The sequence below is a fragment of the Aurantiacibacter atlanticus genome, assembly GCF_001077815.2.
Classification (GTDB): Bacteria; Pseudomonadota; Alphaproteobacteria; order Sphingomonadales; family Sphingomonadaceae; genus Alteraurantiacibacter; species Alteraurantiacibacter atlanticus.
In genome coordinates this window covers 1,666,233-1,679,134 of sequence record NZ_CP011310.1, presented here as the reverse complement: position 1 = coordinate 1,679,134, position 12,902 = coordinate 1,666,233, and the positions used below count along the sequence as shown (strand labels likewise).

The 12,902-nt window shown below is 59.4% G+C and carries 11 protein-coding genes and 2 tRNA genes; 5 read left to right on the top strand and 8 right to left on the bottom strand.

The genetic code is table 11. The features are described 5' to 3' along the window. Window positions 1-5: 5 nt before the first annotated feature. From CP97_RS08150 to CP97_RS08125, 6 genes are all read right to left on the bottom strand, one after another. Window positions 6-82: transfer RNA gene (locus CP97_RS08150), tRNA-Asp, on the bottom strand. Window positions 83-212: 130 nt separating this feature from the next. After that, window positions 213-1,550: a dihydrolipoamide acetyltransferase family protein gene (locus tag CP97_RS08145; protein ID WP_048885525.1), complete on the bottom strand. Its 1,338-nt coding sequence runs from the start codon at window positions 1,548-1,550 to the stop codon at window positions 213-215. 5 nt (window positions 1,551-1,555) lie between these two features. After that, complete coding sequence (locus CP97_RS08140; protein WP_227819559.1) at window positions 1,556-2,617, bottom strand: alpha-ketoacid dehydrogenase subunit beta; 1,062 nt, start codon at window positions 2,615-2,617, stop codon at window positions 1,556-1,558. After that, window positions 2,614-3,906 (bottom strand): 3-methyl-2-oxobutanoate dehydrogenase (2-methylpropanoyl-transferring) subunit alpha, encoded by a 1,293-nt coding sequence (locus tag CP97_RS08135; RefSeq protein WP_048885524.1) that lies wholly within the window; start codon window positions 3,904-3,906, stop codon window positions 2,614-2,616. Before CP97_RS08135 ends, CP97_RS08140 begins: the two co-directional genes overlap by 4 nt. Window positions 3,907-4,037: 131 nt before the next feature. Next, on the bottom strand, window positions 4,038-4,997 hold the full coding sequence (gene thyA, locus CP97_RS08130) for a thymidylate synthase (protein WP_048885523.1): 960 nt from the start codon (window positions 4,995-4,997) through the stop codon (window positions 4,038-4,040). Between the two features lie 39 nt (window positions 4,998-5,036). Beyond that, window positions 5,037-6,044 carry an NAD-dependent epimerase/dehydratase family protein gene (locus CP97_RS08125; RefSeq protein ID WP_048885522.1) on the bottom strand — a complete coding sequence of 336 codons (1,008 nt, stop codon included), beginning with the start codon at window positions 6,042-6,044 and terminating at the stop codon, window positions 5,037-5,039. A 193-nt stretch (window positions 6,045-6,237) separates the two neighbouring features. Here CP97_RS08125 and CP97_RS08120 point away from each other — a divergent pair. From CP97_RS08120 to CP97_RS08100, 5 genes are all read left to right on the top strand, one after another. Further along, window positions 6,238-6,314: transfer RNA gene (locus CP97_RS08120), tRNA-Pro, on the top strand. A gap of 257 nt (window positions 6,315-6,571) precedes the next feature. After that, window positions 6,572-8,047 carry an amidophosphoribosyltransferase gene (gene purF, locus CP97_RS08115; RefSeq protein WP_048885521.1) on the top strand — a complete coding sequence of 492 codons (1,476 nt, stop codon included), beginning with the start codon at window positions 6,572-6,574 and terminating at the stop codon, window positions 8,045-8,047. Window position 8,048: 1 nt separating this feature from the next. Beyond that, window positions 8,049-8,780, top strand: coding sequence for an SDR family NAD(P)-dependent oxidoreductase (locus CP97_RS08110; protein ID WP_048885520.1), 732 nt, complete (start codon window positions 8,049-8,051; stop codon window positions 8,778-8,780). Between the two features lie 102 nt (window positions 8,781-8,882). Beyond that, entirely contained in the window at window positions 8,883-9,230 is a 348-nt protein-coding gene (locus CP97_RS08105) for a PilZ domain-containing protein (RefSeq protein ID WP_149036446.1), read from the top strand. A gap of 271 nt (window positions 9,231-9,501) precedes the next feature. Continuing rightward, window positions 9,502-10,326, top strand: coding sequence for a hypothetical protein (locus tag CP97_RS08100; protein WP_063612396.1), 825 nt, complete (start codon window positions 9,502-9,504; stop codon window positions 10,324-10,326). A gap of 82 nt (window positions 10,327-10,408) precedes the next feature. Here the strand turns inward: CP97_RS08100 and wecC are convergent, their stop codons facing one another. Both wecC and wecB read right to left on the bottom strand, forming a co-directional pair. Next, on the bottom strand, window positions 10,409-11,677 hold the full coding sequence (wecC, locus tag CP97_RS08095; RefSeq protein ID WP_048885518.1) for a UDP-N-acetyl-D-mannosamine dehydrogenase: 1,269 nt from the start codon (window positions 11,675-11,677) through the stop codon (window positions 10,409-10,411). Next, a complete protein-coding gene (wecB, locus tag CP97_RS08090) occupies window positions 11,674-12,867 on the bottom strand; it encodes a non-hydrolyzing UDP-N-acetylglucosamine 2-epimerase (protein ID WP_269465628.1) in 1,194 nt (397 codons plus the stop codon). Before wecB ends, wecC begins: the two co-directional genes overlap by 4 nt. Window positions 12,868-12,902: the final 35 nt, after the last annotated feature.

Here is a 12,902-nt window from a genome sequence, read left to right as displayed (position 1 = left end):
CCAAGTGGCGCGAGTGACGGGACTCGAACCCGCGACCCTCGGCGTGACAGGCCGATACTCTAACCAACTGAGCTACACCCGCGCATTGCGGCGTTAGCGCCTCTTGGGAAGCCGCGCTCTAGTGGAGGGCCATGAGGCTGTCAACACACCTCGCGCGGCTTTTTCATCCCTCCACGGCCAGCCCGCGAACCGGGCTGGAAAACACCGCGCTATCAGCCCGCCAAAAGGCGCGCCGGAGCCTCGATCATCTGCTTGATCGACTGCACGAATGCCGCCGCATCATAGCCATCCACAACGCGGTGATCGCAACTGATCGAGATATTCATCAGCTTGCGCTTCTCGATCCGTTCCTGCCCGTCTGGTCCGGTCACGAACATGGGCCGTTCGACGATGCGATTGGGGCCGATGATGGCGACTTCAGGGCGGTTGATGACAGGCGTTGTCGCTACCCCGCCCAGCGGGCCGAGCGATGTTACCGTCAAGGTGGAGCCGGAAAGTTCCTCCGACTTGGCCGAGCCGCTGCGCGCGGCATCTGCCAGACGGGCGATTTCATTGGCAAGCTGCCATAAATTCTTCGCCTGTGCATCACGGATAACCGGCACCATCAGGCCATTATCGGTCATTGCTGCCATACCCAGATGGACAGCGCCGTGGCGCGTAACCACGCGGGCCTCTTCATCGTAGCGGGCATTAATCATCGGGAAATCGGGCAGCGCCTTGCAGATCGCGGTGATCAAAAGCGGCAGAATGGTCAGCTTGGGCCGGTCCTGCCCGTTGCTGCCGCGATTGTCGTTCAATTGCGCGCGGGTGCGTTCAAGCTCTGTGACATCGCATTCCTCGACATAGGTGAAATGCGGTATGTGGCGCTTTGATGCAGCCATGTTCTCGGCAATGCGTTTACGCAGACCGATGACCTTGATGGTTTCGTCGCTGCGGGCGGGGCCAGAGCCGGAATATCCGCCCGAATAGGCGATGAAGGCATCGAGATGGGAATGGCGCAAACGGCCATCGGCCTGTGGTTTGACCTGCGACAGATCAACGCCAAGCTCCTTTGCCCGCTTGCGCACGGCGGGGCTGGCAAGCACCTTCTCGCTTGAGGGTGCCGAAGCGGGCGTTGGTTCCGTTGCCTGTTTAGGCGCAAAGCTTGGCTCAGGCCCTGGCTCCGGGGTCGGCGTTGGAGCTGCCGCAGCCGCATCTTCCTGATCGGAGGCATCGGGGTTTTCGACCTCGATACGCTCTGTAACCTCGGCGGATTTGGGCGCAGGCGCGGCGGCCACGTCCTCTTGTCCGGCATCATCGGGCACTTCGCCCTCGACTTCGATGACCACCAGCGGGCTGCCAATGGCGACCATATCGCCCGCTTCGCCCGCGACTTCGACGATGACGCCCGTAACCGGGCTTTCCATCGGCACGGTGGCCTTGTCGGTCATCATGTCGACGAATTCCTCGTCTTCATGCACCGTGTCTCCGACCTTTTTGTGCCAGGAAACGATTTCCGCTTCGGCGATGCCTTCGCCGATATCGGGCATATTGAAGGTGAACTTCGCCATCAGACTTACTCGCTCAAGATCTTGTCGATAGCCTCGCCAATGCGGACAGGGCCGGGGAAATAGGCCCATTCGAGACTGTGCGGATAGGGTGTGTCAAAGCCGGTCACGCGTTCGACCGGCGCTTCGAGGTGGTAGAAACAGCGTTCTGTCACCAGTGCGGAAAGCTCCGCACCAAAGCCAGAGGTGCGGGTCGCTTCGTGCACGATGAGGCAGCGGCCGGTCTTTTCCACCGAGGCTTCGATTGCCTCGATATCGAGCGGCACCAGCGTGCGCAGATCGAGGATTTCGGCATCCACGCCCTTATCGCGGCACACGCTTTCGGCCACATGGACCATCGTGCCATAGGCGAGAACTGTCAGTGCATCGCCTTCGCAAACCGTGCGCGCCTTGCCCAGCGGGATGGAATAGTAATCTTCCGGCACCTGCGCTTCATCACGACCTTTCCAGCTCTTGGCGGGCTTGTCGTAATAGCCGTCGAACGGGCCGTTATAGATGCGCTTGGGCTCGAAGAAGATGACCGGATCATTATCCTCGATGCAGGAAATCAGCAGGCCCTTCGCGTCATAAGGCGTTGCGGGGATGACCGTTTTCAGGCCCGAAACGTGGGTGAAGATCGATTCGGGACTTTGCGAATGCGTCTGCCCGCCGAAAATGCCGCCACCAAAGGGGCTGCGCACGGTCATCGGCGCGATAAATTCGCCTGCCGAGCGATAGCGCAGTCGCGCCGCTTCGCTGATGAGCTGGTCGAGACCGGGATAGATGTAATCGGCAAACTGGATTTCAGGGACCGGACGCAGGCCATACGCTCCCATGCCCACCGCCACGCCGATGATGCCGCATTCGCTGATCGGCGTATCGAATACGCGGGTTGTGCCGTGCTTTTCCTGCAGGCCCGCGGTGCAACGGAACACGCCGCCGAAATAGCCGATATCCTCGCCCAGCAGGATCACGTCGGGATCGCGGGCAAGCATCACGTCGAGCGCGGAATTAATCGCCTCGATCATATTCATATGCCTGACCCCATCCTGTGACGTGGCAGCAGCCTTCTCGTCCATCAGCGCGCTCATTCTGCCTTGTCCTCGGGCCATTTGATCTGTCGTTCGCGGATCGCCTGCGCGGCCTGTTCTTCAAGGTGCCAGGGCAAGTCCTCGAACACGTCTTCGAACATGGTGTGGAAGGGATGGTGCAGGCCGTGGCCAAGAATGCCGTTCGCCTCGGCATCCTTTTGCGCCTTGCGCACTATCGCATCCTGCTCCTCGTCCATCGCCTGCTGGCGCTCGTCATCCCATTCGCCAAGCGCGACAAGGTGCTTGCGCAGCCGGTTGACAGGATCGCCCAGCGGCCATTCCTCACGCTCCTCGGCGGAGCGATAGGCGGAGGGGTCGTCCGATGTGGAATGCCCCTCTGCGCGGTAGGTGAAATGCTCGATCAATGTCGGCCCGCCATTGGAACGCGCCCTGTCCGCGGCCCAGCGTTCTGCGGCATACACTGCCAGCGGATCGTTGCCGTCCACCCGCAGCCCGGCAATGCCATAACCAATGGCGCGTGCGGCAAAATTGGCCCGCTCCGCACCGGCAAAGCCCGAGAAACTGGAAATCGCCCACTGGTTGTTGATGACGTTGAAGATGACCGGCGCGTTATAGACCGTGGCGAAAGTGAGCGCAGAGTGGAAATCCCCCTCTGCTGTCGAACCTTCGCCCACCCATGTCGCGGCAATGCGCGAATCGCCCTTGCTGGCGCTCGCCATGGCAAAGCCCGTCGCTTGCGGTAGCTGGGTCGCCAGATTGCCGCTGATGGAAAAGAAGTTGAGCCGTTTTGAACAATACATAATCGGAAGCTGACGACCCTTCAGCTTATCCGCCTTGTTCGAATAGATCTGGTTGATCATCTCGGTCAGCTTGTAACCGCGCGCGATCAGGCAGCCCTGCTGGCGATAGCTGGGAAAGATCATGTCATCGGCTGCAAGGGCGTGGGTAGCGCACACGCTGGTCGCTTCCTCGCCGGTGCACTTCATGTAAAAGCTGGTCTTGCCCTGCCTTTGCGCCCGATACATGCGGTTATCGAAAGCGCGCACCAGCGCCATTTCACGCAGGATCTTACGCAAGGTATCGGCATGAAGCCGCGGATCCCAAGGGCCGTGCGCTCTGTCGTCATCGCCAAGCACGCGAATGAGATCATCGCACAGCGGATAGGTTTCCCGCGCTTCGCACACCTCGTCCGGGCGCGGCTGATCGCCGGCAGCTGGAATATTCAGATGGCTGAAATCCGCAGTGTCGCCAGGGCGATAATGCGGTTGTGGCACATGCAGTTCGAGCTTCGGGCGGTTGCGCCCCTTCTCGTGACTATCTGAAGCCATGCTGCTCTCCCATTGACGGCGCCCGACAGTAAGCGGAACGCGGAAATAATATTTTACGATGCCGGAATTATATTAGTTTCTCCTGAAACCGTCAATCGGTGCATTTCTGCACGCTTGCACAGGATGGCCGGCTATACAGCCACTGGCGCGCGCAACACGCCTTGCGGATGATAGTCCCGCACTTCGATATCCTCAAAAGCATAGTCGAAAATCGAAGGCGGAACCTGTGTTAAAGCAAGCCTTGGCGCGCCTTCGGGTTCCCGTGCCAACTGTGCCTGCACCAGTTCGGTGTGATTAAGATATAGATGCGTATCGCCGCCGCTCCACACCAGTTCTCCCGGTTTCATGCCAGTCTGGGCAGCCATCATGCGGGTCAGCAATGCCGCGCCGAACAGATTGAACGGCAGGCCCAGCGCGACATCGCAACTGCGCTGGTAGAGCAGGCAATTGAGCCGCGCATCGGCACCCTCGCCCGCGACATGGAACTGATAGGTCTTGTGGCACGGAGGCAGCGCCATGCGATCAAGTTCGGCGACGTTCCAACCTTCAATGATATGGCGGCGGCTACCTGGATTGGTCTTCAGGCTTTCAACCACTTGCGCCACCTGGTTGATGCCGGGACCTTTCTGGTATTTCCCATCCGGTCCGTATTCATAAGTTGGCCAGTCAACCCATTGTTTGCCATAGACGGGACCAAGCTCGCCCCAATTCTTCGCAAATGCCGCATCCTCGATAACGCGCTGCTCGAAATCTTCCTGCGCAATATCCTCGCCGCTTGCCTGCCGGTATTTCTTCAGCGGCCAATCGCTCCATATGCGCACCCCGTCCTGCAACAGCGGGCGGATGTTAGTGCTACCGGTAAGAAACCATAGCATCTCGCGCGCCGCCGCCTTCCAGAACACGTGCTTGGTGGTGAGCAAGGGCACGCGATCATCGCCAAGGTCAAACCGCAGCATCGTGCCAAAGACGGAGCGTGTGCCGACGCCCGTCCTGTCCTTCCGCTTATCACCATGCTCCCAGATATGGCGCATCAGATCGAGATATTGCCATTCTGGATGGCGGTCTGCGGTTGCTGGAGCGGGGCTGGTCATGCCACCTGCGCTACCACCGCGCAGCCGCTTGCGCCAATATCAAACGCGGTGATATTCCCGATACCACTCGACAAATCGCGGCACGCCTTCGTCAATTGCCGTGGTGGGTTGATAATCAAGATCGCGCTGGATGGCATCAATATCGGCATAGGTGCGCGTGACATCGCCTTTCTGCATCGGCTGCCAGTCAATTTCCACCGGACGACCGCATGCCTTCTCCAGCAATTCGATCACACGCGTCAGCTTTTCCGAGCGGTGGTTGCCAATATTATACAGCCTGTGCGGCTTCACCGATCCGCCCGCCTTTTGCACGCCATCATCAGGCGGCGGATTGTCGAGCGCCGCGACCAGCCCGGCAATAATGTCATCAATATAGGTAAAATCACGCCACATCTCGCCCTTGTTGAAGACGGGGATAGGTTCGCCGGCAAATATCTTGCGGGTAAAAATCCACAAGGCCATGTCTGGTCGACCCCACGGCCCGTAAACGGTGAAGAAGCGCAGGCCTGTAAGCGGTATGCGGTAGAGATGGGCATAGGTTTCGCTCATCAATTCATCGGCGCGCTTAGTCGCCGCATAGAGAGAGACAGGGTGATCGACGCGATCTTCAACCGCAAATGGCAGCTTGTCATTGCCGCCATAGACTGAGCTGGAGCTGGCATAGACCATATGCGCCACGCCACGATGGCGAGCGATTTCGAGCATATTCACATGGCCCACAAGGTTGGATTGCACATAGGCGGCCGGATTTTCGAGCGAATAGCGTACCCCTGCCTGCGCGCCGAGATGCACGATTGCGTCGAAATCCTCGCCGTCCAGCGCAGCGGACAACGCGCCCATGTCCGCGAAATCGAGCTGGTGGAACTGGAAATCGCCTCCGCCACTTTCGGCCCCGCCCTGCACGCGCGCGACGCGATCATGCTTGAGCGCAGGATCATAATAATCATTGCAATTGTCGATGCCGATCACGCTGTCGCCGCGTGCCAGCAGATGATCTGCCAATGCCGACCCGATGAAACCCGCCGCCCCTGTTACCACTACCCGCATTGTGCTCTTCACTCCAAAATCCGGCGCATGCACCCCGCATGTTCGTCACCCGACTACCTGACAGCGAGGCCCATAATGCGCAATGACCCGAAATCGGTATGGAGATGAGAAAAAGTGCCGCTTGCAAGCTTCAGATGTGCCCCCTATAGGCCCGCCTCTGCCTCGCAGGCCCTCGCGGTCTGCACGCACCGGTCGGGGAGTAGCTCAGCCTGGTAGAGCACTGTCTTCGGGAGGCAGGGGCCGGAGGTTCGAATCCTCTCTCCCCGACCAATTAAAACGCCCGGCTTCCCTCGTAGATTCGAGACCTTGCCCCAGACGCTCCAGCCAGCTCGAATGGCATGCCAATTGGATAAAATTCTCGGTGAATCAGTTTTCTCGGCCTCTTGGCCTGATTGAAATCCCTTCAAAGCTTCTCGAATTGAAAGTGATTGCCGGGTTTGCTGTCCATCAGATCGGCGCACTGCCTCTTGTAATAGTTCTGCAACATCGCCATTGGAGGCGTGCGGTATGCACGACAGCGGACATTTATGAATTTCACCCACCCCTTCCTTGACGCGGACGGTGACGACAAACTGCATGAAGAGTGCGGTGTGTTCGGCATTATCGCGGGCGATGAGGCTGCGGCCACCACCGCACTCGGCCTCCACGCGCTCCAGCATCGCGGACAGGAAGCTGTCGGCATGACCAGCTTTGACGGGACGGAATTCTTCACGCGCCGCGCCTTGGGCCAAGTCGCAGACAATTTCTCAACCGCCGAATCGCTGGCAGAGCTGCCCGGCCACATGGCTGCTGGCCATGTCCGCTACTCCACCACTGGCGGATCGGGCCTGCGCAATGTGCAGCCACTCTATGCCGATCTCGCCAGCGGTGGTTTCGCCGTGGCGCATAATGGCAATATTTCCAACGCCAGCGCCCTGCGACTGGAACTGGTCAGCAAGGGCGCAATTTTCCAATCCACTTCGGATACAGAGGTGATCATCCACCTTGTTGCCACCAGTCGTTATCCCACCATGCTGGATAAACTGGTCGATGCATTGCGCATGGTCGAAGGCGCTTATGCGCTGATTGTGATGACACCGCGCGGCATGGCCGCCTGCCGCGATCCGCTGGGCATTCGCCCATTGGTGATGGGCAAGCTGGGTGATTCCGTGGTCTTTGCCAGCGAAACCGTGGCGCTGGATGTGACCGGGGCGGAATTCATCCGTCAGGTCGAGCCGGGTGAACTGATCGAGGTTGATTTCGACGGGACAATCCGCACGCACCGCCCCTTTGGCAACCAAGATGCACGGCCCTGCATTTTTGAGCATGTCTATTTCAGCCGGCCGGATTCAATCTTCAACGATCGCTCGGTCTATGAAAGCCGCAAGAATATCGGCATTGAATTGGCCAAGGAATCGGGTTGTGATGCCGATCTTGTGGTGCCTGTTCCCGACAGCGGTGTACCTGCCGCCATCGGATATTCGCAGCAATCGGGCATACCGTTTGAACTTGGTATCATCCGTTCACATTATGTGGGCCGCACCTTTATCCAGCCTAGCGATGGCGCCCGCCACGCCGGTGTAAAGCGTAAGCATAATGCCAACCGTTCGATCGTCGCGGGCAAACGCATCGTTCTGATTGACGATTCCATCGTGCGCGGCACCACCAGTATGAAGATCGTCCAGATCATGCGCGATGCCGGCGCGGCGGAGGTGCATTTCAGGGTAGCCAGTCCGCCTACCGGTCACGGCTGCTATTATGGCGTGGATACGCCTGAACGATCAAAGCTGCTGGCGGGCCGGATGGACCTGGCAGCCATGTGCGAATTTATTCAGGCAGACAGCCTCGCTTTCGTGTCGATCGATGGCCTGTATCGCGCCGTTGGTCTCGCTGGACGCGACAATGCCTGCCCGCAATATTGCGACGCCTGTTTTACGGGCGAATATCCCACCCTGCTGACCGATCTTGCCACGCGTGAAGATGGTGACCGGCAATTGGTTCTGCCCGTAAACAAGGTTGCCTGACATGGCCCAAAGCAACGCCCAGAAGCCTTTCGAGGGCCGCAACGCTCTCGTCACCGGATCAAGCCGCGGAATCGGCGCAGCCACTGCCGTTGCGCTGGCACAAAAGGGTGCCCATGTCGTCATCACCGGGCGCAAGGTGAAGGATCTTGAAAGCGTAGAGGATGCGATCCACACGGTTGGTGGGACTGCCACGATCGCGCCTCTTGACCTCACAGATGGCGAATCCATCGGACGGCTGGCGCAGGCAATCGCTGAACGGTGGGAAAAGCTCGATTTTCTTGTCATTTGCGCAGCACAATTGCCTACGCTGACCCCCGTCACGCAGATCGACGCGCAGCAATTCAATCAGGCGTTGACGTTGAATGTGCTCGCCACGCAGGCTTTGATTGCCGCATTTGATCCGCTGCTGAAGCGGGCAGAGGCGGGGCGTATCATCGGTCTGACAAGCTCTGTCGGCGCAGACCCTCGCCCCTTCTGGGGCGCATATGGTTCGACCAAGGCGGCGTTTGACAATTTGCTGTTATCACATGCGAGGGAAGTGGAGCGGATTTCCAGCATGCGAGTTGCCATTGTTGATCCAGGTGCAACCCGCACTGCGATGCGCGCCCGCGCCTATCCCGGTGAAGACCCGCAAACAGTCAAACCGCCTGAAGCGGTGGGAAAACGCATTGCTGAAATGCTGGAGGAGGACTTCTCCAACCGCCACCGCGAAAGAGTGGAAATTTCCGCTTAACCATATCTGGTAGGCTCCTGGTAATCGCTTTTTGACATGCTCTGCAAAGCAAGGGTCGAAAGGCCTAGAAAACCAATCCGCACCGTAGGAGTTGCACGCGCCATGAGCATGCATAACACGCTAGGCCGCTACGATATCGCATCGCAGGAAGACCGCAGCGCCCCGCGCACGCGGATCATGATCCCTGCGCAATTGCGCGCATCGGGCAACCGCGCCTTCCAGACGGTGGTGAACGATCTTTCGCTGTCGGGCTTTTCGGCAACAGCGCTGAACCGGATGCACCCCGGCTCGATCTGCTGGATGACCCTGCCCGGTCTCGAATCGCTTCAGGCTGAAGTCGTGTGGTGGGAAAACGGCATGGCGGGCTGCGCTTTTGCCAATTTGCTCAGCCCCATCGTGCATGACAATATTCTCGCCCGCTACCGCAATGACGGCGCCTTCAAGCCATAAGGCACGGTTCAAAACATGGACGGTGGGAGAAGGGAGCCATGTGGCTCCCTTTTTCTTGGGCGTTGCGGCTGGGGTCCCACACCTAGCCCGTGCTGGCCCGGGCGCGGTCATTGACTACCCGATCGCTGCGCCTCAAGAATTGTTGTTCGCGGAACGCAAGGTGACAATGTCGCACCAATTCAGGTTGATATTTATATCGTTAGTGGCGTGTCTCGCATCGCCTGTTGCTACGCAATCCTCAGCGTCCGCAAATGAGGAACCGGGGTGCCAATTGCCGGCAGGGTGGCACGATGTAGCCGAGCGCCAGCCTCGCTTTGTCGTTTTCGGTGAATTGCATGGGACAGAGCAGGGGCCCCGATTTGTCGGCTCGCTGGCCTGTGCCCTCGCCATGCATGACGAACGGATTTTAGTCGCAATCGAACAAAGCGCGACGGACAATGAAACGCTCCAGACCGCATGGATGGCTCCGCGTCACGAATTCGCGCAGGCCCTTGTCGGCATAGGCTGGGCCGGGCGTTCAGATGGTGTAGCCAGCGAAGCCATGTTCGACATGATCAGCGACCTGCACACGCTGAAAGAGCAAGGTCTGCCCATCGATATCGTTGCGTTCAACGGGATGCGGGATGAAGAACAATACCGCCGCTTCGCCGACCTGCCCGGCCAAGGTCCCCACGAAGCGGCGCAAGCTGAAAACATAGAAGATGCCGCTTCTGCTGGCGGTTATGACCGCGTGCTCGTTCTGGTCGGCAATTTCCATGCTCGCACACAACCTCTCGATTCAAGAGGCATCGTCGTTGATCCGATGGCGCGCCGCCTTTCGCAATATGGCGAAGTCGTGTCGCTCAACATGCGCTACGGCGACGGAACGAGCTGGAATTGCCTATTGAAGCAAGATGTCGTGACCGAACTCGGCCAGCCGGTTCGCGATGAAGACATTGAGTGCGGTGCACATGACACTTCGGGCAACGCGGCGTTTGCACGCGAGCCTTTTATCGAAGTTTATTCGACTTCAGGGCAGCAAGAGGCGGCCAGCTACGACGGATACTTTTGGGTCGGCCCCATCAGCGCCTCTCCTCCCAAGGTGTCTGATGAGTAATAGTTCTTGAGGCTGAACCGGTTGCGCAAGACAGTCCGCCAGCTCCATTCGCCCCGCGATCATCCCGCCCTTGCGAAGACTTTTAATCCCGCTCTACCGCCCTCGCCTTGCGGGTGGAGAACATGCCCGTGGTATCGACCACGGCTTTTGACAGATAGCTGTCGCCTTCCAGCCGCTTGAACTGGCGGTGGCCGACGAGGAAGGTGACGATATCGGCCGCTTCGCGTGCCTCGTCCGAAGAAACGAGGCGCACGTTCGGGTGCTTGGCGAGCGATGCGGGCAAGGCGGACAGATTAGGCTCTACCACCAGCACTTGCGCGCCCTCGATGCCCGCGATCTGCTCGACGATTTCCAGGGCAGGGCTCTCGCGCACGTCGTCCACATCGGGTTTGTAGGTGATGCCGTAACAGGCAATCGTCGGCACTTTGAACCTGTCGGCCAGCACACGGATCTGTTCGACCACGCGGTGCGGCTTGTCATCGTTGACGATGCGCGCGGTGCGGATCAGGCGCGCTTCATCGGGCGCGCTCGAAACGATGAACCACGGATCGACCGCGATGCAATGCCCGCCCACCCCTGCGCCCGGCATGAGGATATTCACGCGCGGATGCTGGTTGGCCAATTCGCGCACCTGCCACACATCGGTGCCCAGCTTGTCGCAGATGATCGAAAGTTCATTGGCAAAAGCAATGTTGACGTCGCGATAGGCGTTTTCGGAAAGCTTGCACAATTCCGCCACGCGGCTGTCAGTAACGTAACATGTGCCCATCACGAAGGTCTGGTAAAGCCGCGCCGCCTTTTGCGCGCAATCCATCGTCAGCCCGCCGATGATGCGATCATTGCTGACCAGTTCGCGCAGCATTTGTCCGGGCAGGATACGTTCGGGGCAATGGCACAGCGCCACGTCCGCCACGCGGTCTTCATCGCGGTAACGCGGGAACATGAGGTCAGGGCGTTCCTCTGCGAAAATCGCCGCCAGCCGCTCTGTCGATCCGACAGGAGAGGTGGATTCAAGGATAACCACATTGCCCTTGGCCAGCACCGGCGCAATCGTGCGCGCGGCCGCTTCCACAAAAGCCATGTCCGGCCCTTCGTTCACCATTGGTGTCGGCACAGCGATGACAAAATAGTCGGCGGCTTCGGGCGTGGTAGTCGCGCGCAGGCGGCCTGTATCCACCGCAGCGGACAGTAACATCTGGAGATCCGGTTCCTGAAAATGCGCCTGCCCGGCATTGACCGCATCGACCACGGTTTCGTTCACATCGAGGCCGATCACCTCGTGCCCGCGGCTCGCCAGCATGGCAGCCGTCGGCAGGCCGATGTAGCCAAGCCCTACGGTGCAGATTTTCATTGCGCCGGCTCCTTCGCGGCCTGCTGCGCCTTTAGAAACTGGCTGACTGAGCGCGCGATCTTTTCAGCTGCCGAGCCATCGCCGTATGGAAACACCTTCTTGGCGCGACGTTCGTAATGGTCGGGTTCTGAAAGAAGCCGCGTTGCTGCCGCCATGATGCCATCGACTTCGGTGCCGACAAGCTGCGCCACGCCCGTAGCTACGGCCTCGGGCCGCTCTGTCACGTCGCGCATTACCAGCACGGGTTTACCCAGCGCCGGAGCTTCTTCCTGGATGCCGCCGCTATCGGTAAGAATGAAGTGCGCTGCCTGCATCATCGCCACCATCTGCACATAATCAACCGGGGGGATGAGGTGGATTGCAGAGGTATTGCCCAGTCTCGCCTCGACCACATTCTTCACCTGCGGATTGAGATGGACAGGGTAGATGATTTGCGTATCGCCGCGCGCCGCGAGTTCAACCAGCGCATCGCAGATACGGGCAAAACCGTCGCCAAAACTTTCGCGTCTGTGGCCGGTAACAAGCACCAGCTTCTTCGCCGGATCAAGCGTGACATCTATCGACGCAAGTTCATCGCCCTTCAGTCCAGCGGCGACATGCAGAAGCGCATCGATGCCCGAATTACCGGTGACTTCGATGTGGCGCTGCGTGCCGCGTTTCTCAGGGCGTTCATTGTGCAGATTTTTCGCCGCGATGCTGGTGGGTGCCCACAGCAAATCGGCCACGGCGTCGATTGAAATGCGGTTATATTCCTCTGGCCAAGGGCGCTGGATGTCGTGACTGCGCAGTCCTGCCTCGACATGGCCGAGCGGCACATGTGCGTAGAAAGCGGCAAGCCCGGCGGCCATGGCAGAGGTCGTATCGCCATGCACCAAGACGAGGCCGGGCTGGTGCTGCGCGATCAGCATTTCCATTTCGCGCATGACCCGCGCCGTGATCGCACCCAGGGATTGCCCCGGTGTCATCAGATCAAGGTCGATATCGGGTTGCTCGCCAAAGACCGCAAACACCTGATCCAGCATCTGGCGATGCTGGCCGGTCGTGACGACCTTCAGATCCACTCCGGGCACCGCGCGCAAGGCGCGCACGACCGGGAGCATCTTGATCGCTTCGGGCCGCGTGCCGATGACGAGCAGGACGGGGGTCACCGAATGGGTGCCGACGAGGGGTTCTGGATGAAGTTCGACCACGCCAAGTGCCTAGCGGACCAGCGTAAAAATATTAC